Origin of the sequence: Emticicia soli (genome assembly GCF_037860775.1) — a bacterium.
GTDB classification, from domain to species: Bacteria; Bacteroidota; Bacteroidia; order Cytophagales; family Spirosomataceae; genus Emticicia; species Emticicia soli.
On the sequence record NZ_JBBEWC010000009.1, the window covers coordinates 271,696 to 291,963 of the forward strand.

At 38.6% G+C, this 20,268-nt stretch carries 15 protein-coding genes; 8 read left to right on the top strand and 7 right to left on the bottom strand.

Annotation, left to right across the window (positions count from 1 at the left end):
* Positions 1-34: 34 nt before the first annotated feature.
* The 3 genes from ccsA (at position 35) to WAE64_RS16495 (ending at position 5,610) form a co-directional block, all read left to right on the top strand.
* Entirely contained in the window at positions 35-2,566 is a 2,532-nt protein-coding gene (gene ccsA / locus WAE64_RS16485) for a cytochrome c biogenesis protein CcsA (protein ID WP_340238443.1), read from the top strand.
* 110 nt (positions 2,567-2,676) lie between these two features.
* On the top strand, positions 2,677-3,819 hold the full coding sequence (locus tag WAE64_RS16490; protein ID WP_340238445.1) for a hypothetical protein: 1,143 nt from the start codon (positions 2,677-2,679) through the stop codon (positions 3,817-3,819).
* 84 nt (positions 3,820-3,903) lie between these two features.
* On the top strand, positions 3,904-5,610 hold the full coding sequence (locus tag WAE64_RS16495; protein ID WP_340238448.1) for a PorZ beta-propeller-like domain-containing protein: 1,707 nt from the start codon (positions 3,904-3,906) through the stop codon (positions 5,608-5,610).
* Between the two features lies 1 nt (position 5,611).
* Here WAE64_RS16495 and WAE64_RS16500 read toward each other — a convergent pair whose 3' ends face one another.
* The gene (locus tag WAE64_RS16500) at positions 5,612-7,258 is read right to left on the bottom strand and encodes a M1 family metallopeptidase (protein ID WP_340238450.1); all 1,647 of its coding nucleotides are present in this window, start codon (positions 7,256-7,258) and stop codon (positions 5,612-5,614) included.
* 156 nt (positions 7,259-7,414) lie between these two features.
* On the opposite strand from WAE64_RS16500, the gene WAE64_RS16505 reads away from it, so the two are divergent.
* The gene (locus WAE64_RS16505; protein ID WP_340238452.1) at positions 7,415-8,671 is read left to right on the top strand and encodes an MFS transporter; all 1,257 of its coding nucleotides are present in this window, start codon (positions 7,415-7,417) and stop codon (positions 8,669-8,671) included.
* A 101-nt stretch (positions 8,672-8,772) separates the two neighbouring features.
* Here the strand turns inward: WAE64_RS16505 and greA are convergent, their stop codons facing one another.
* The gene (gene greA, locus WAE64_RS16510) at positions 8,773-9,246 is read right to left on the bottom strand and encodes a transcription elongation factor GreA (protein WP_340238454.1); all 474 of its coding nucleotides are present in this window, start codon (positions 9,244-9,246) and stop codon (positions 8,773-8,775) included.
* A gap of 236 nt (positions 9,247-9,482) precedes the next feature.
* On the opposite strand from greA, the gene fmt reads away from it, so the two are divergent.
* Positions 9,483-10,394, top strand: a complete 912-nt coding sequence (gene fmt / locus WAE64_RS16515; RefSeq protein WP_340238456.1) for a methionyl-tRNA formyltransferase — start codon at positions 9,483-9,485, stop codon at positions 10,392-10,394.
* 66 nt (positions 10,395-10,460) lie between these two features.
* On the opposite strand, the gene WAE64_RS16520 is transcribed toward fmt, so the two are convergent.
* The 5 genes from WAE64_RS16520 to WAE64_RS16540 all read right to left on the bottom strand — a co-directional run bounded on the left by WAE64_RS16520 (position 10,461) and on the right by WAE64_RS16540 (position 15,744).
* Complete coding sequence (locus tag WAE64_RS16520; protein ID WP_340238458.1) at positions 10,461-11,777, bottom strand: hypothetical protein; 1,317 nt, start codon at positions 11,775-11,777, stop codon at positions 10,461-10,463.
* Positions 11,778-11,985: 208 nt separating this feature from the next.
* Positions 11,986-12,777, bottom strand: a complete 792-nt coding sequence (locus WAE64_RS16525) for a LytR/AlgR family response regulator transcription factor (RefSeq protein WP_340238459.1) — start codon at positions 12,775-12,777, stop codon at positions 11,986-11,988.
* A gap of 40 nt (positions 12,778-12,817) precedes the next feature.
* A complete protein-coding gene (locus tag WAE64_RS16530; RefSeq protein ID WP_340238461.1) occupies positions 12,818-13,948 on the bottom strand; it encodes a sensor histidine kinase in 1,131 nt (376 codons plus the stop codon).
* 119 nt (positions 13,949-14,067) lie between these two features.
* On the bottom strand, positions 14,068-15,123 hold the full coding sequence (locus WAE64_RS16535) for a sensor histidine kinase (RefSeq protein WP_340238463.1): 1,056 nt from the start codon (positions 15,121-15,123) through the stop codon (positions 14,068-14,070).
* Positions 15,124-15,309: 186 nt separating this feature from the next.
* Positions 15,310-15,744: a hypothetical protein gene (locus WAE64_RS16540; RefSeq protein ID WP_340238464.1), complete on the bottom strand. Its 435-nt coding sequence runs from the start codon at positions 15,742-15,744 to the stop codon at positions 15,310-15,312.
* Between the two features lie 458 nt (positions 15,745-16,202).
* On the opposite strand from WAE64_RS16540, the gene WAE64_RS16545 reads away from it, so the two are divergent.
* From WAE64_RS16545 to WAE64_RS16555, 3 genes are all read left to right on the top strand, one after another.
* Complete coding sequence (locus WAE64_RS16545; protein ID WP_340238465.1) at positions 16,203-17,690, top strand: PKD domain-containing protein; 1,488 nt, start codon at positions 16,203-16,205, stop codon at positions 17,688-17,690.
* Between the two features lie 52 nt (positions 17,691-17,742).
* Positions 17,743-18,501, top strand: a complete 759-nt coding sequence (locus WAE64_RS16550) for a carboxypeptidase-like regulatory domain-containing protein (protein ID WP_340238467.1) — start codon at positions 17,743-17,745, stop codon at positions 18,499-18,501.
* A 163-nt stretch (positions 18,502-18,664) separates the two neighbouring features.
* On the top strand, positions 18,665-20,182 hold the full coding sequence (locus WAE64_RS16555) for a S10 family peptidase (RefSeq protein WP_340238470.1): 1,518 nt from the start codon (positions 18,665-18,667) through the stop codon (positions 20,180-20,182).
* The last annotated feature ends 86 nt before the right edge of the window (positions 20,183-20,268 follow it).

The window sequence follows — 20,268 nt, forward strand, 5'->3', positions numbered from 1 at the left end:
AGTCGATGACCAAATAAAGTTTATCAAATTAATTATGTTAAGACCATATTTAGGAAATATAGGGCATTTGTCCATTATTGTCGCGTTTGTTGCTGCCTTAGTTTCTACGTATGCCTATTGGCAGGCTAGTCGGCCAACTACCCAGGTGTTGAAAGATGTTGTTACCGATTGGCTTAAGTTTGCCCGTCGGGCTTTTTATGTGCATGCCGTAGCAGTTGTTACAGTGTGTGTGTCGTTGGTTAGTATTATTTTAAACCACTACTTTGAATACCATTATGCATGGGATAACGCATCGTTGAGTTTATCGGTCGATTATGCCATTTCATGTTTCTGGCAAGACCAGGAAGGGAGTTTCTTGCTTTGGATGTTCTGGAACGTAGTTGTGGGAGTAATATTGATTAATTCGTCGTTGCGAAAAAACAAAGCGCTAGAAGCACCAACGCTTACTATTTTTACATTGGTGCAGACCTTTTTGGCGTCTATGATATTAGGTGTGGTTATTTTCGGAGATTTCAAGATTGGTAGTTCACCATTCCTGACACTGAGAGAATCGATGCCTGATATTCCTATCTGGAAAACAAACCCAAATTTTGTTCCGAAAGATGGTAATGGTTTGAATCCGTTACTCCAAAATTATTGGATGGTAATTCACCCACCTACGCTTTTTTGTGGTTTTGCCTTAACGCTAGTGCCATTTGCTTTTTGTATGGCTGGTTTATGGCGCAAACAATATACCGAATGGGTAAAACCTGCTTTACCGTGGACACTCGTGGCTGCTGTAGTTTTGGGTACGGGTATCATGATGGGCGGAATCTGGGCTTACGAAACCCTAAACTTTGAAGGATACTGGAACTGGGACCCTGTTGAGAATGCCGTTTATGTGCCTTGGTTAGTGTTGGTAGCAAGTTTTCATACAATGCTACTGGCTCGAAAAAACAGCTCGGCGCTTAAATACACCATTATTCTGGTTATTGCGCAATATATACTGATTCTTTATTCTACGTTTTTGGCAAGAAGTGGGGTACTTGGCAATGCTTCGGTACACTCATTTACAGATTTAGGTCTGTCGGGTCAATTGCTCCTGTATCTGTTTACTTTTATTATTGCGGCAGTAGTTTTATCTGTTATCCGCTGGAAACATTTGCCTAAAGATGAACAGGAAATCTCTACGTTTTCACGTGAGTTCTGGATTTTTATGGGTGTATTGATGCTCTCTTTGGCGGCTTTTCAGGTAATTGTTACAACGTCTATTCCGGTTTATAATAAAATAGGAGAGGTATTTGGCGCAAAACTTAATATGGCCTTACCAACAAATCAGGTTGAGCACTATACCCGTTTTCAGATGTGGTTTTTTGTAGTGATTACAATTCTGACAGGTATCGCTCAGTTTTTCTGGTGGAAACGTGTGAAAAAAGAAAGCCTTTCTAAATTATTGAATCCGCTTATTATCACATTATTGCTTTCGGCGCTTATCATCACATTTGCCAAAGTAAACAATTGGCAGTACATTATCGTACTTACAGCTGCACTTTTCAGTATTGTAGCCAATGGAAGTATCCTGACCGATATTATAAAAGGGAAGTTTAAAGTTGCCGGTGGTGCTATTACGCACATCGGTGTAGCTTTAATGCTGATAGGTGTTATGTTTTCGTCGGCTTATGAGAAAATCGTTTCTTTAAATTTCTCTGGTGCAGAGATATTCCAAGGGAACGACAAAGAAAATAAAGAGAATGCCTTGCTTTGGTTGAATCGTCCGACAGAATTCAGTGATTTCTCGTTTACCTACAAAGGTCAGTTTGTAGATATTAGAAATGTGCCGGGCTATATCGAGAAAAAATACATTCTGCCTGTACCTGGTAGTAATTACAAAGGTATTGCCCGTGCTGATGTAATGGATGGTGATAAGATTTTCTATAAACGTGGCGATACGCTGGAATATGAAGTAGAAAATACCTATTATCAGGTAGAATATGCGAATAAAGATGGCAAGAAGTTTAATTTGTATCCACGTTTCCAGATAAATGAGAAAATGGGAAATGTGGCTTCGCCGGATATTAAAAAATTCTGGAACAAGGATATTTACACGCACGTCCGATTTGTAACCCTTGACGAAGACAGAGAATGGAGTGTGCCTGAAGAATTTACGGTTGCTGTTGGTGATACATTTTTTGTGAACGATTACGTAGCCATTCTGCAAAATGTAGAAGGGGTATCGGAAGTAGACGGTATGAAACTTAACCAAGGCGATGCTGCGGCAAGAGCCATTGTAAAAGTACTAGACCGTAACGTAGCCGTAACCATGCGACCTGTATTTGCTATCAGAAACCATGAAATATGGAGTAAGCCTGAGGTAAATACCGAAATGGGGCTGCGTATGCAACTCACAAAAATAGACCCTGCCACGGGTAGATTCAGTTTTTCGGTAAGTAGAGGGCAGCGGGAGTTTATCGTCTTAAAAGCCCTGGAGAAACCTCATATAAATTTAGTTTGGTTTGGTTTCTTGCTGGTTATTATTGGTATTACGCTTTCGGCTGTCAGGAGGTTTATGATAGTTGGGGCAGAATAGTAATTATTTATATAGATAGCATAAGAAGATGTCTAAAGAGAAGCGCATACGTTTTTTTCTTTAGACATCTACTTTTGTAGATATTTTAGTACAATAGTATTTTAAATTTTATGACCTATTTAGAAAACATCTACCAGAGTTTTGAATCGAAAATTACCCTTTTCTTAAACGCAGGCAATTGGCGGTGGCGAGTGGTGATGGTTTCAATAGGATTAATGCTATTATCGTTTTTTAATAATATTACTCCGCTTGAAGATTTCAAGTTTTATTATCAGGAGGTGATTGAAAAAAAAGATGAGTTTTTCTTATACAGAATAACTAAAGAGCGTGCGGCGGATTTGACCGGACACCATGTGTATGAAGAACCCGCCTCAAACAACCGTGTTTTTCGTCTTACACTGCCTGTAATAGTTAAGGTTTTGCGCATTAGGCACGTGAGTATCTTCATTTATGGATTGCAACTATTACTTGGTGTTTTGTTTTATTTCATGCTTACCAAGTTTTTATTTGATTTACTGAAAGATAAAATTGCGGTCTTTATGGCAAGTATAGCACTGGCCTGTATTTATTTTGGTACGTCGTTTTTTATTGAAAACTGTGGCTATGGAGATTTCTATGCGTTCTTTTTTCTGTTCTTAGGAATGTATTTCCGAAATCCGTTCATAATTTTTGCTTCTATATTTGCTGCCACCTGGTGCGATGAACGGGCTGCTGTAGCCAGCGGACTTGTGTTTTTGTGGTGGTGGGTTTCGCCAACGCTTAAAAATGATAAAAAACTAAGTTTTATACCTAGCTGGCAGATGATAGCCACTGCTTTGGGCGTTGTTGCTTATGGAGCTTTGCGTTTATACCTGATGAAATATGCAGGGATGAAAGCTACCTACAAAGAAGGCGAGTTTACACAAATGATACTCGATAGTTGGCCTTCGTATGGTTTTAAGTTTGTGTGGGTGATAGAGGGCTTCTGGCTTTTGATGTTTACAGCCTTTTTGGTATTGTATAGCAGCAAAGATTATCTGAAATTACTGGCGGTAGCCGGAGGCACTTTAGTAATGGTTTTTCTGGGTATGACCACCTACGATTCTACCCGAAGTGCTTCTTATGTGTTTCCGATGTTTTTTTTAGGGTTTATGGTTGTGCGTACAAAACTTACTGACCGCCAACTTAGAATATTACTGGCCATTGTTGCCTTGTTGTGCTTTTTACACCCGCTTGCTACCAAAACAAGAGGGGTGGGGTATTTCTTGATGTAACACACGGAATAACATTCCTTGATACGTAGCGTTCTACGGAATGTTATTCCGTAACAAACATCGAATAATTTTTGAACTCAGATAATGCTCAGGATTCTTCTATGCTTTTTCACATGTCAGGCATTTGCACAAATCCCTACTGATACATGGCGGACACACAATAACTATGTCAACCTGAAAGGTGTTGAAGTAGTAGAAAAAAAGTTATATGCTTTTTCGGATAACGGCTTTTTCTACTTTGATAAAACCAATAAGCAAGCAGTTAAACTCTCAAAAACTGACGGACTCACAGAAACGAACCTTACGCAGATTCGCTACAACCCAAGCCTAAAAACATTGCTGATAGCTTATGATACCGGCAGTCTGGATTTAGTAGAGATTGATTCCGACGGACTACCAGGCGATATTCATAATATTGACTTCATTAAGAACACCGGTACTATTACCACTAGCAAGCGTATTAATGCCATTGAATTTCAGGATGGGTTTGCGTATCTGGCAAGTGATTTTGGCTTGGTGGTTTTAGATGTTAAAAAATCAGAAATTAAAGAAACCTATCAGAATATAGGCAGTGGGGGTAGGGCTATCAGCCTACAACAGATTGCGTTTGCCAGAGATAGTATTTTTGTGAACACGCCTGAGGGTATCTTAGGTGCAAAGTTTGATGCTACCATTAATCTGCAATATTTTGGCAACTGGCACCCAATTATAGACAACCAGTTATTCAAGCCTGTACAGTATCCGCAAAACCCCTTGATTGTTGCGCCACAAGAAATAGAAACTGATGCCGAAGGAAAACTCTGGATTGCTGATGGCGAAAACGGATTGATTAGCAACTGGGAAGGCACATTTAAGGCGTATTCGCCTAATGGTACCAAAGGGATAATCAATGAACTGCTATATCTCGACTCAAAAATATATGCCAAGGGTACTGTTGGGAACGTGTTTGAAAATAATGAATGGCAGGTAGTGCCTTTAAACCTGATTCCGACCTATTCAAAAGATGTGATAGATAATTACGGTTTTCGCTGGCAGATTGTATCGAATGGGGTAAGATTAACTGACGATATAAGCAAGCAAACACGCCTTTATACCATTGGAAGAGGCTCAGGTAATTTGCCGAGTACTTCAGTAAATACAATTGCATTAGACCAAGAAGGAACTCTCTGGATAGGAACAAATGATGGTATAGCAGCAGTAGTACCTGCAAGAGATATTTTTACCCGAACAATAGATGCCTACACACCTTTTAATAGCCAGGGTAGAAGAATACTTTTGCAAGAATCAGTAAGAAAAATTGTAGTAGATGGCGGTAATCGTAAATGGATTGGTACAACTAATGGCCTGAACTTATTTGTGCCGACAGTAGATGAATTAGTCACTAATTACACCCAAAGTAATAGCCCCTTGCCCGTAAATGAAATAACAGATTTGAGTATCGATAAGGTGAGTGGAGAGGTTTTTGTTTTAACACCAAAAGGATTACTTTCTTATCAGGCTGATGCCTCAGAGCCTAAAGAAAATTTAAGCGATATAAAAATATTTCCGAACCCAATAAGGCCCGAGTATCAGGGAGTAATGACTATTTCGGGTTTAAGCAATAATAGTACTGTCAAAATAACAGATGCCTCAGGAAGATTGATTTATGAAACACGCTCTAATGGAGGAACGGCTTCCTGGAATCTTCAAAATTCAACAGAAAGCCGTTCGGTATCGGGTATTTATATGATTTTTTGTATTGCCGAAGATGGCTCCGAAAGCTTTGTCGGCAAGGTTGCTGTAATCAAATAACTTAATTTACTTTTTTCAGACTCACATAAAAATTTTCATCTAGCGTTACGTTACTTACATCTTTATCATTAAGCGTTTTCCAACTCGTGGTAGGATAGATAAAATTCTTTTCGCCAACATTAAGTGCTACTTTCACAGGCATATCAAACCCATTGATACAATTAGCCCAACGGTACGATACTTTACCTTTTGAAACTTTATATTCCAGAACCGGAATCTGAATATTTCTTAAATACTGGTCGAAAACTTTGCTGAAATCTTTACCACTACTGCTTGAAACATAATCTTCTATTTGCTTGCTGGTTACAGTCTGGTGATAAAACGTTTTGTTGAGTCCTCTTAAAACCTGTCTCCAACGCTCGTCATCGTTTACAATCTGGCGCATGGTGTGTAGCATATTACCACCTTTGTAATACATATCGCCTGAGCCACTATTATTAACACCATATTTGCCAATAATTGGCTCTTTATTCATGATATTCTTTCTGCAACCAATTACATAAGCTGCTCCGGCTTCTTTTCCGAAATAGTATTCAGTAAACAGGTTCTCAGAATAGTTCGTAAAGCTCTCATGTATCCACATATCAGCAATATCTTTATATGTGATATTGTTAGCAAACCACTCATGTCCTGATTCATGAATGATGATAAAATCCCATTTTAGTCCCCAACCTGTACCTGAGAGGTCACGGCCTAAATACCCATTCTGATATTTGTTTCCATAAGTAACCGAGCTTTGGTGTTCCATACCTAAATAAGGTACATCTACCAGTTTATAGCCATCTTCGTAGAATGGATAAGGCCCAAACCAGTGTTCGAATGCTTTTAGCATCATTGGCACCTGTTTGAACTGTTCTTTGGCTTTTTCCAGGTTCTCGGGCAATACATAATAATCAAGCGTTAGTTTGCCTTTTTCTCCGTCAAATACCTCTCCGAAATGCTCATAATTACCGATATTCATATTAATCCCATAGTTGTTGATAGGATTGCTCACAAACCATTCGAATGTTTTGGTACCATCATTGTTGTCAATCACTTTGCGCAAACGTCCGTTCGAAATATCTTTTAGTTTTTCTGGTACGGTTATGCTCACCAACATACTGTCGCACTCGTCGTACATGTGGTCTTTGCAAGGCCACCAGGCACTAGCGCCCAGCCCTTGGCATGATGTTGCTACAAAATCATTACCTGCCGCATCTTTCACCCATTGCACACCACCGTCCCAGGGTGGGCGTTTCGCTACAATCGGTTTTCCCGAATAATAGACAACTATTGATTCGTTTTTGCCTGTTTCCTGTTTTTTCTTGAGGTTAATCATGTAGGCATTTTCACCTTCACGCTTAAAGGACAGCTCTTGCCCGTCTTGTGTTACTTTGTCTACTTTAAGCGGTGGTTGTAGGTCTATCTGAATAACCTGATGGGGTTTCAGAACTTCATAAAAAACCGTGTTACTTCCTGAAAGGTATTTTTCGGGTGGATTTACTTTTGTGCGGAGTTCGTAGTATTTCAGGTCCCACCAGCTTCTTTCAGGGGTAATACTTCCTCGCAATGTATCTTCTCGCGTAAATTCTTTGGTTTTAACTTGTCCGCAAGCAGTGAATAGTATAAAGGTGTTGATAAAGAGTAATGATGCTTTAAGCAATTTCATGTTTTAACAGATTATTTGTTAAGTCAAAGTTAATTTAATTTATATTTTGAAAACTGTTTTTCTGTAAAAATTGTACTATCAAATAAGATTTTATCTGTTTGAAATAAAAGACTACACCTTATAAGAGCCCTTATGGGTTTTCTAAAATAACAAGCAATGAAACAGGTCAAAGACCCTTATGCAGCCCTTCGTTTTCCTGAGTTTCGGTATTTTGTTACTGCTCAGTTTCTATTTACAGTAGCTATTCTGATACAAGAGGTTGTGGTTAGCTTTTACCTCTACGAAATCACACACGACCCACTTTCTTTAGGTTTAATCGGGCTTTTTGAAGCAATCCCATACATTTCGCTGGCCTTGTTTGGAGGATACTTTGCCGACCGTAAAGAAAAACGAACCATTATTCAAATGTGCTATGCCATTATTATGATGTGTTCATTACTTTTATTATGGGTAACTCACCCCTCAACCGAGCATGGATTCAGTATTTTGCAGCAGAAGAATTTTATTTATCTTACTGTTTTTTTCTTAGGAGTTGCCCGTGGGTTTTATGGGCCGGCGTGGTCGTCGTTAAAACCTTTTTTAGTTCCTGCCGAACATTATTCTAATTCGGCCTCGTGGAGTAGTCAGTTTTGGCAAACAGGCTCTATTTTAGGGCCGGCTTCTGCCGGATTTTTGTATAGCTGGTTAGGGCTTACCAATACTCTCATATTAGTAATCATCTTGTTTCTGGTTGCTTTTGTTTTTGTTTCACAAATTTCGAAGAAGGGTATTCAGCATATTGAAAAGCAAGCTAATGTATTCGGTAGTCTGAAAGAGGGCATTAGGTTTGTAACCAGCAATAGAATATTGTTCTATGCTATTCTGCTCGATATGTTTTCGGTATTGTTTGGTGGAGTAGTGGCTATTCTGCCCGTTTTTGCCAAAGATATTTTACATGTAGGCGCCGAGGGATTAGGCGTAATGCGAGCCGCACCAGGCTTGGGTGCAGTGCTGACTATGTTGGGTACGGCGTATTTTCCACCCACACGTCAGGCTTGGCGCAATATGCTTATTGCCGTAACAGGTTTTGGTTTAGCCACGCTGGTATTTGCATTTTCTACTTATTTCTGGCTATCGGTAGGGGCGTTGTTTCTGACAGGCGCTTTTGATAGTGTAAGCGTGGTGATAAGACAAACAATATTGCAGGTATTACCGCCCGATGATATGCGAGGCAGAGTAAACTCGGTAAGTGGTATTTTTGTGAGTTGTTCTAACGAACTTGGGGCGTTTGAATCAGGCTTGTTAACAAAACTATTCGGGCCAATTCCTACGGTTATTTTTGGAGGGGCGATGACGCTTGCAATAGCCGGAACGCTCTTTGTACGATCGAAAGAACTCTTTGCTTTCAGGTTAGAAAAAACTACAAAAGACTGATATAAATAAAGGTCATTCAATATTGAATGACCTTTATTTATATATGATTGAGATGTCGGTATAATAATATTGTTTCTATAGTTGTGTGCTATATAAATATTTTATCTGCTTATTTCCAATACTACAACCTCTACCAGCCCGGCAGGAGCCTGAATTTGCGCAGTTTCGCCCACTTTTTTACCGAATAAACCTTTTCCAAACGGAGAGTTTACCGATATTTTACCTAGTTTCAGGTCTGCTTCTTCTTCCGAAACCAATGTGTATGCCATCATGGCACCGTTTTTCTTGTTTTTTATCTTTACTTTAGATAACAGAGAAACTTTAGATGTATCAATTGTAGATTCATCTAAAATACGGGCATTTGCTACCAATTCTTCTAATTTAGAAATTTCCATTTCCATTAATCCTTGCGCATCTTTAGCAGCATCATATTCGGCATTCTCCGATAAGTCGCCTTTATCGCGCGCTTCGGCAATCTGGCGGGCAATATCAGCTCTACCTTTACCTTTGAGGTCTTGAAGTTTATTTTTCAGGTTATTGTAACCTTCCTCTGTGTAATACTGAAGTTTTGACATATCTCTTAGAAATTTAAAAACCCCTTTCAATGAGGGGTGGACAAAAAAAGAACGGCGAAAATTCGACCGTTCCTGACAAAGTTTTAAATTTTATCTCAGAAACTACCTGAATTTTAGTCGAAAAAATACTTTATTTGCTCGATTTTGTTTCATTTGTACAATTTACTTAACAAAGGTACGAAGATTTTTTTAAATCAAGTGTTTTTGGTACCACATAATTATATAACGAATAAAAGATGAAAATAGTTTTTATGGGGACGCCAGAGTTTGCAGTTGCAAGCTTGCGTAAATTGGTAGAAAATGGTTGTGAGGTAGTTGCAGTGGTAACAGCGCCTGATAAACCTTCGGGTAGGGGGCTAAATGTGCACCAAACGCCCGTAAAGCAATATGCGGTTTCGCAGGGGATTCCGGTATTACAGCCGGAGAAGCTGAAGAATCCTGATTTTTTGGAACAGTTAAGTGCTTATAAGGCTGATTTACAGGTAGTTGTGGCATTCAGAATGCTGCCAGAAGTAGTATGGAAGATGCCAGCAAAAGGTACTTTTAACCTGCATGGGTCGCTTTTGCCACAATACCGTGGTGCAGCACCTATCAACTGGGCTGTAATTAATGGCGATACCGAAACAGGTGTAACAACTTTTTTTATCAAACAAGAAATTGATACAGGCAATATCATATTTGTAGATAAAGAGCCTATCCACCTGCACGATAATGCAGGTACGGTGCATGATAGATTGATGGAGCGAGGCGCCAATCTGGTATTGAAAACTGTAAAGGCTATCGAGTCTGGTAGTTATCCGCAGTTACCGCAGGCAACAGATATTGAGCTACGCCCTGCACCGAAGATTTTTAAAGAAACCTGCGAGATTGACTGGAATCAACCTGCCGAAAAAGTGCATAATTTTATCCGTGGGCTTTCGCCTTATCCGGCTGCCTGGACAACCCTATCGGGTAAAATGTGTAAAATCTATCTGTCTGAGTTGACTGATATAGAAGCAGAAGAAATACCAACAGGGGAAGTTAAGACTGACGGAAAGACTTTTCTGGCATTTAAGTGCGCTGATAAATTGCTTAAAATAAAAGAAGTACAAATTGAGGGGAAAAAGAAAATGGGTACTGAAGATTTTCTGAGAGGATTCAGGTTATAAAATTGTATAACATAACACAAAAGCCTTGCTTTCTGAAAGATAGAGCAAGGCTTTTCTATTTTAATATTACATCATAACTGGAACTGTAAATTTGGCAGAGATAAACATGATTTTATGAGAAATCACGCCACATTTATCGTCAGAGATGTGTTCGGTACAAACAGAACCTGTAACTGAGCCTTTTACCACAGTTCGCCCATCAGCTTGATAAATTTTATCAATAATTATCGTTCCTTTTTCGGTTCTCTCAGTTCTGCAGTGGGTATACTGTGAGATTCTTCCTTTCTCCTGCGAAGGATTGTAAGCACTTGCAAATGTATTAGTAGTATTGAAAGCGTATTGCCCGGGTGCAAAATTTTCGGTGTATAAGCGTAATGTGTTTGAGTGGTCATCTTCAAACATTAACAATAATGCTCCTGCGCCATACGTAGCATTGATAGCAATGTTATTAGATTCTGAACCGCCTACACTAAATTTATTATCGGTCTCAACATAAAGATTACTAACCAATAATAATTTAGCTGTACCAGCATGAGATAGTTCAATACTCAAAGCCACAGGGTTATAAGCATTGTTAGGCTTTTTGTGTGGGGCTGTGTACATGATAACAGCTTTATTCCCTTTATTAGCAAAACCTAATAAACCAGATGTCTGGTCTTTTGGCAAATCAGTAGTACAGTCTACTCCATTCAGATATATTTTCGAAATAACTGTACGGTCAGCTATTACAGGAGAATTAAGCGGAACAAGTAAGCCATCTATGCTGTTAGGTTTGTCTGTCCAGGGCCATTCAGTATCTAAATATTCTACTTGTAGTTCTTTTGTTTGTTTTACTAATACTGTATCATATTCGGGAGTAAGGCGATAGTGGGTAATCATCGACCACCAACTAAAGTGTTTGATAGCACCAGTAAGTGTTTTCTGGGTTTTATTTACGGTTAAGGGGGCTGTCATTTGCCATACTTTGGCCTCGTCCTGAAAAGCCAGTGCCATATTATCCAGCGAAGCACCGCTTATTTCTTTGTTGTCGTAGTGGTAAGTAAAAGTAACAGGTTTAGCAAATTCGCTGCCGTCGGGTCCAAATTCGTACCCTATACCCACACCGCCCCATGCTTTGTTTTCTACTGGCCTTATGGTAATGTTGGTTTCTTTGCTTAATGCACCAGCCGGAAAGGTTAGTGTAAGTTTACCATCAGCGGTAGAGATAGAGCCGCCTTGTGCACCAATCGTTTTTGAGGTAGTGGCTCCAAGTGGTTTACCTATTTCAGTAGGTGTTCCTTTGTCAGAGGGTTTGTCAGGATTAATATTACCATTATCAATCTCACATGACAGCATTCCGAAGAATGCGAGTAAAATAATAGCAATAGCTTGTAAAGTTTTCATAAGTAATAGCTTTTCAAATAATTTTAAATGATGTCAAAAACATACTACAAACTTAAAAAAGGGTAGGGGCTATATAAATATGCTATTACATGAATTGTATAATTGGCTGGTAGAAATGTATGATTAGTGTTATGAATTGGAAGACGATTAAGCTATTATTCAACAAAAAAGGAGAGCAGCGCTCTCCCTAATTAAAAATGCTTATGTTTTACTTACCCATCCAGTTTTTAAAGTCACTCACTTTTTCTCGGCTTACCAAGGCTTGTTTGCCATGTATAGGGCGTAAAGAAAGTGCCAATCGATTGCCGAAATAAGGCTCCATTTTTTCTACAGTTTTGTGCGTGAGTATCATGCCTCTGTTAATTCTGAAAAAGCGTGCAGGGTCAAGTGTTTCTGCAATTTCGTCTAAAGTATAATCGACCAGAAACTTCTGGTTGCTATGAGTAGTGAAGAAACTGTAACGTTCGTCGGTGAAGAAATAGGCAATTTCGCCTACTTCTACCGATAGTAGTTTCTGGTTTTGTTTTACCAAAAAACGTTCACGGTATTCTGGCGTTGCGTGTATTTTTAATTCTTCCAATAGTTTTTTTATTCCACTCAACGAGTCCTGGGCGGGTTGTGCTGGCTTTGCTTTCAGAGCATCGTATTTGTTAAGACTCCTTTGTAAATCGTCTTTATGAACAGGTTTCAATAAATAATCAATACTGTTTACCTTAAATGCCTGTAAAGCATATTCATCATAAGAAGTAGTAAATATAACTGTGCTTTTTACCTCGGTGCGGTTAAAAATCTCAAAGCTCTGCCCGTCAGATAATTCAATATCTAAAAATATAAGGTCAGGGTCGGGGTTTAGGTTGGCTCTGTTTGATTCCAGCCATTCAACTGTATCTTCTATACTATCAGTTACACCAATCACATTTATTTCAGATGTAATCTCATTAATAATTTTCTTCAAACGTCGGACTGATAGTGCTTCGTCCTCAACAATCAATGCATTCATGTTCAACAGTTTTCTTAATTTAGTTTTTGATTATTCCTTTTCAATGAGCGGGACTTAATGTATAAGATTTTGGAATCAGAGGTAAAGTAACCGTAAAATAACTAGGGCCGTTTTCAATTAAAGGCTCGGCTATATTGGGTTGATTCTGTGCCAGTAAATGATATTTAGCCTGAATATTAGCCAAACCTATGCGTGTCGATTCCAGATTTTCTAAGCCTGATACATTCTTTTTTTGAAGATTGTTTTTGACTTGCAAAAGTCCGTCGGCTGTGCTGCTAATTTCTACTATTAATGGACGGCTCGACCTGATTACATTATGCTTAACGGCATTTTCGACCAATAACTGTAAAGTAAGCGGAGGCAGAAGATATGCCCGATATTTTTCATCGACCATAATGTTAAGAGATATACCATTGCCATAGCGGGTTTTTAATAAATGGTAATACGATTCAATAAAGCCAAGTTCGTTATTGAGCGAAGTAAGATGATTTATATTGTCTTCATCAATCGTCGACTGATTGGTTTGTAGTAAATACCTATACACACGTGCCATTTGGTCTACAAATTCTTCTGCTTTTTCGGCGTCTTCGGCAATCAGGGTAGAAAGTGAGTTGAGGCTATTGAATAAAAAATGTGGGCTTATCTGTGCTTTCAGGCTTTGCAACTGGCCTTGTATGGTTTCTTTTAGTAGTTTTTCTTTATTAAATTCATGGTGTTTCCAATGCCCTAGCGAATGAAAAGTTTCTTGTATAACCATTGTTAATACAATAGCCATCATATTTACAACATAAATAATGAGCAAGGTTTTATAACTAAGTGTAGACCCAAAAAGCTTGAATTTAACATATAGTATAGCAACTAAGGTAAGGAATATACCCGATAAAACAGCGTGTGTTACTACTGAAACAGCTACCCGCTGAATGGTCTGATTAAGGCCTGAATACCGCTGTGCCAGAATGGTGTTAACACGGTTTTGAATAAGAAAAGTAGAGGTAAGAATGACACTATTGAGCAAAGTAGCTCCTATAAAAGTCTTAATATCTGAAAAATACCCCGAGCCTACCAACAAATAGCTGAAAAACACCAGAAACACAGGCATAGTCAGGGCGTACGACCACTTTGTTTTGGCTTCAGGTTTTGCGGTAAGACTATTTAAAAAACGATTCTTCATAGGGTACTATTCTCAAAACATATTTTCTTTCATTTTTAACAAAAATAACCAAATCAGAGCGCTATTATACTCATTGTCTTGTATCAACCTACATAAAAAATGTATGAATTGAGAATTTATCAAGACAAATTGCTCAACTCTCGTTCTTTTATTAGAGGTAGAATAACCTTAAAAGAGCCATTTTTCTCAATCACCTCTACAGGTTCATCACATAAAAAACTGTACTTGGCTATAAGGTTTGAGAGTAGTGCTTCTTGTGTATCTAAAGATCTGATTTTTCTTTGCAGATTGTTTTGTACCTGTATGCTTCGGTTGGGTAAAACGTCTATAGTAATAATCAAAGGCTTACTAACCGACATCATGTTGTGTTTAATGGCATTGTCAACCAGATTCTGAAGGCTTAAAGGCGACAGAATAATACCTGAATATTGTGTAGCAGACGGAAAGTTAAATTGTAGCCCTTCGCCATAGCGTACTTTTAAAAGTCTTGCATATGTTTCCAGAAATTCGAGCTCGGTACTTAAGCAAGCATATTCAACTTTGGCAGCTTGTAGCATGTAGCGATAAATTCTGGATAGGTCTTCTACAAATATTTCAGCTTGGTCTTTATCTTCACTGATTAAAGACGATAAAGTGTTAAGGCTATTGAACAAAAAATGCGGATTTACCTGCCCTTTAAGGGCATCGAACTGTTGTTGTAGGGCAACACGCTCCAGCTTTTCGCTTTCGGTCTGGTTTTGTTTCCATTTTTCAAAGGCATAAAATAAGCCTAATGCCGAGCATAGAAAAACATCGAAGAAGATACCCAGAATCATGATAGGCCATATTTTATCCCATACAAAATCTACCTTAAGGTAAGGAATAATGCTATAAGCCCATACATCAAATGCGGCCAGCAACATGGTGATGTTACCAACCAATACGAGCATTACAAGCAGGCGTATTGTAGTTTGATGAAAATGCGGAAATTGAACTATAGCCCACCTTATTGCCAAGGTAAGCATTACAATAGAAAACCAATATAAAGCAAAAACAAGGGCTGTTGCAAGCAAGAATGTTTTTAAGTCAGAAAAGTAACTATCACCAATAAAGTAATAGTTACCTGCGACAAAAAAGATGGGCATCATAGCCAGATGATACCACCATTCATATTTTGAAAAGAATCTGGGCCTCATGAATTTTACTGCAACGTATATCAGCTAATCTTCAAAAATAGTTAATTCTTTTACTACCTTATTATGCCTAATGTTCTATTTCGTTATTTTTATGTATGAATTGCGAAAAAAGCTGTATGATTTGTAAGATAAGTGTGTGGATATGAAACCAAAGTGAGCTATTACAACCCACTTAGGCCCAGAGTATTATTGCTTGGTACATACCAACGTAAATGGCTCGTTGTCGCCGTCTACACTACTAATAAACAATCTGTCTCCCTTTATTTGTCCTACTTTTTTGCCATTGTACATCAAATCTGTTGTACCATTGCCCGGCGATAGTATTACGCCTTTTACTAGTTCTACCATAAACTCATCGTTAGTAGTTTTCTGGCGCATATTCAGGTCTACATCAACAGTAAATTCGTCAGCACGAATCACTTTAACCGAACCTTTCACGCTTGTTTCAAGTGCCGGAATAGTCTCTCCCTGAAATTCTATTTCTGTAAACGAGTAATTACCTGCAACTTGTGCGGCGAGGTCTGGGTTGATTTTTTCTTTTTCTTTACAAGAGCTAACAAGTAAGGCTAGTGCGATAAAACCAACCATAATAGATTTTAATGAGTAATGTAATGCTTTCATAATTGTAAGTATTTTTATTTTAATTAATTGGTACAACAAACCAGTTTTCTGCTGTGCATGTTTCCCGTTTGTTTCTGCAAAGATGTGCTGCTATACATCAATTCTTAAAAACTACCCTGCTTGAAATGCTTACTCTTATTGATGAATTGCGTGTTTTAATACATAGATTGTATCTGATGTATGCTGTGCTGTATTGTAATAAAATAGGAGTTAAATAGCCATTTGAGCCACGAAATGAAGAAGAAACCCATGAAAACCTACATATTGCCTAATAAAACCATTATGCAATTCATAGCGGCATTATTACAATTAATGGTATAAAATCAGCACTTGAACCACAAGCTTGTGGTATGCCCCTACACCTTGTACATAGTTTTGCAACACAAACAGTAGCCAACCAAAATTATGAAGATTAATAAGCAGGCTTGTTAATCTGCCTTTTTAAAAATTTATCAATTATGAAAAAGTTAAACAAAATGAAACGCAAAACTATTATTACCTCTCTTACTTTGGCATTATTGAGTGCTGTACTCTTTTCTTGTAAAGAAAACGAAGAAGCACCTAAGCCAGACCCCATTGTAAACGTAAAGGCTAACGCCGGAGCCGATCAGGACGTATTGCCCACAAAAGTAGCCACCTTAGATGGTTCTGCTTCAACAGGTAAGGAAGACAAAACTTATGCCTGGGCTATCATAAGCAAACCAAGCAACAGCACTTTGACTCTTTCACAACCAACAACTGTAAAGCCGACTTTTACGCCTGACATTGTAGGGTACTACGAATTTGAACTAACAGTAACAAGTGGCACCGAAAAAAGTCAGGATAGAGTAAGAATTAAGGCTGAATATACAGAGCCCATTACGCTTGATAAACCGATTACTACTAAAACCCGTCTTTTTGATCGTTTTATAGACCCAGCCAAGCATGATTATCTGGTAACAAAAGATATTCCGGTAAGTGCAGAGTTGACAATTGACCAAGGAATTACGATGGCATTTGACCGTGATAAAAGTCTGAGTATTGAAGAAAAAGGTACTGTGAGTGCATTAGGTGTAAAAGAACAACGCATCAGATTCACGGGCATACAAGCACAGAAAAGCTATTGGGCGGGTATAAAACTTTATTCGCCAAGCACAGCCAATGCCTTTGCTTTTGTTGACGTAGAATTTGGAGGAAGCCGCATTGCTTTTACTAATACCAAAGCAGGTTTGGCTATGTTTGGAAACAACAAGGCACAAATCAGTCTGTCAGACTGTAATTTTACGAGCAACGATGGCTATGGTTTATACGTGCAAATTGGTTCTACACTACGTGCTTTCCAACGCAATACATTTAAGAAACAAACAGAGGCAGGCATTTTGATTGATGCTTATAATGCTACCATTTTAGATGCCGATTCAAAGTTTACAGGTGAAAACGGCCGTGATGTAGTAGAAATCAGTTCGTCAGACATTAAAAACGGACAAAACGTAAGCTGGCCTGCTTTTGCTGATAAAACACCGTATCGTCTGATGGGCAACATGGCTATCGAAACAGGCTGGACACTAAAACCGGGGGTAACAGTAGAAGTAGCACGTGACGCTATGATTAGCATTAACCGTAATGGTTACCTATCTGCTAAAGGTACTACGGATAAAAAAGTAGTAATTACGGGTTCGTCACGCAATACTGCTCATTGGAGAGGAATCATCGTTTACTCGGTAAGTAACCAGAATGTAATAGAAAATGCTGAAATAAGCGGGGGTGGTAGCGCAACTATCGTATCGGGTAAAAGAGCCGCTGTAACAGCCTATGGCAAAGGTGCAAGACTGACAATCAAAAGCACTCGTATCAGCAATAGTGGCGGCTACGGAATCATGTACACTTCAGATGCCGAAATTAACGGCGATGCAGCTGCAACAAATACATTTGCAAGCAACGCTGATTCAAATCTATATAAATTGTAAGAAACATAAGCAGGTGGATGCTCCCATCTACCTGCTATTACTGATATAAATTATGAAATTGACTATATATTTTTTATTAGCAAGCTTACTTACAATAGCCTGCGAGCGCAGCATTCTGATAGAACCCGGCCCAATTGAAGAGCATGATATTAACAAAATAGAGAAGGGTTTTGTAAAAGGAAAAGTTGTTGATAGCCAGAACAAACCTATTGCCAATGCCAAAATTGTTGCCAACAGCCTTGATTACGAAGATGCCATAATTAGCTACTCTGATAACAAAGGTAACTATAGAATAAAACTGCCGACTGGTATAGCCTCGGGTTCTTTTTATGTAAGAGGAAGCGTGAAAATGAAGTTTAACGGACAAGAGTATTTTCTGGCTCTTTTTACAGAAAACGACGGACAGTTTTCGCCTTATGATGGTGCTATTAAAAACCTTAGATTGAAAATTACAGGCAAACGCACAGGGAATTTTGGCGATGATGGTTTTTATGGTGGTACACTTGAAATGCACCATGACTTTGACACAATAGAGAAAGAAAACATAGAACTCACATTAATACCTGATGGTACATTGGTTGACGGTAGCACCGGACAAACACTTGTGCGCCGTTTTGCCGCCGATGATTACAGAATATATGATATTCCCATAGGTAAATATAAGATTACGGCAAAAGACGTAAGCAATGGCAAAAAACTAAAGGTGAAAATAAGATATGATGAGAAAGATTACAGCGAATCAACTACCGGCGTTTTTCTACCACCTTACGAACTAGCCGAACATTATGAAATGACATTGTTAGTTAAGTAACAAAATCTTGTAGCTCAGTAGTACTAAACAGGTTTCCCACACAACTATATTCATTGAATTTCTAAAGTATTCTTCTTTTTGGAGAATACTTTTTTTATATATGATATTTTCTTGCGTACCCACAAATTTTTCTATTTTTGCTTTCTCACAATTACCTGAACACATGAAAAAAATTCAACAAACTATCCTGTTTTATCTTATTTGTTTCAGTTTTTCGGCTTTTGCCCAGAACTCAGACAAAAAGCCTGATGAAAAACCTGTTTCACTTCAGCCTGTTCCGGCACCTGTCGAAACCAAAGGGCAGGTTACTATTGGTGGGCAAACAATTAACTATACTACCCGCACTGGTTATATGGTACTAAAAGATGAAAGCGGTAAGCCTAAAGCCAATATCTTTTTTATTGCTTACACCAGAGATGGCGTGAGCGATGTAGCCAAACGCCCGATTACTTATACTTTTAACGGTGGCCCGGGTTCGGCTTCGGTTTGGTTGCACATGGGCTGTATAGGGCCAAAACGTATTCCGATGAGTGATAAGGGAGAATCGCTTGCGCCGCCGTATTCTTATGTTAACAACGAATATAGCTGGCTCGATAAAACCGATTTGGTTTTCATTGACCCCGTTAATACTGGCTACAGCCGTGCTGTGCAAGGTGAAAACGAACGTCAGTTTTTAGGCTATAACGAAGACATCGAGTCGGTAGGGGAGTTTATTCGCCTACATGCTACTAAATATGGACGTTGGGGCTCACCTAAGTTTTTGGCTGGGGAGAGCTATGGCACCACCAGAGCAGCAGGACTATCGGGGTATCTGCAAGATAAATACAATATGTATATCAATGGTGTTGCCTTGATTTCTTCTATCCTGAATTTCCAGACTGCGCTTTTTGACAAAGGAAATGATTTGCCTTTCGAGCTGTTTTTGCCAACTTATACCGCTATGGCATGGTATCATAAAAAAATAGCACCCGAATATCAGGCTGATTTGCAAAAGACTTTACGTGAAGTTGAAAAGTTTGTATTAAACGAATACGCTACCATTTTGATGAAAGGTGATTTGGCAAGCGAGGCTGAAAAAGAAATGGTTACCGATAAACTAAGCAAGTTTACGGGTTTATCGAAAGAATTTATCAGACGTGCCAACAATCGTATTGAAATCTTCCGCTTCGTGAAAGAATTATTGCGTGAAGAAGGCAAAACTGTAGGGCGATTAGATGGCCGTTTTACAGGTACAGACTATGACAACGCCGGAGAGCGTTATGAGTTTGACCCTAGTCTTGATGCTACTATTTCAGGGCCTTATTCGGGTACTATCAATCAGTACTTACGTCAGGAATTGAAGTATGAAAACGATTTGCCATATTTGATTCTTACAGGCAGAGTACAGCCTTGGAACTATAACAATGTACAAAACAAATACCTGAACGTGAGCGAAACTTTGCGACAAGCTATGTCGAAAAACCCTTATTTAAAAGTTTGGGTAGCGGCAGCTTATTACGATTTGGCTACACCTTATTTTGCGGCTGAATATACTTTTAACCACATGATGTTGCGCCCCGAACAAAAGAAAAACGTAAATTTTACTTATTTTGAGTCTGGCCACATGATGTATATCCACAAAGAATCGTTAATAAAATTGAAAAAAGACGCAGATAAATTTTATGAAACAGCTTTGAAATAAGCGTATTTAATTATTAATTGAAACATAGTTAAGTTTTTGTTTAGACCTCAGGTTAAACGCATTAAAATTTGAAAAGTGAAATTTGA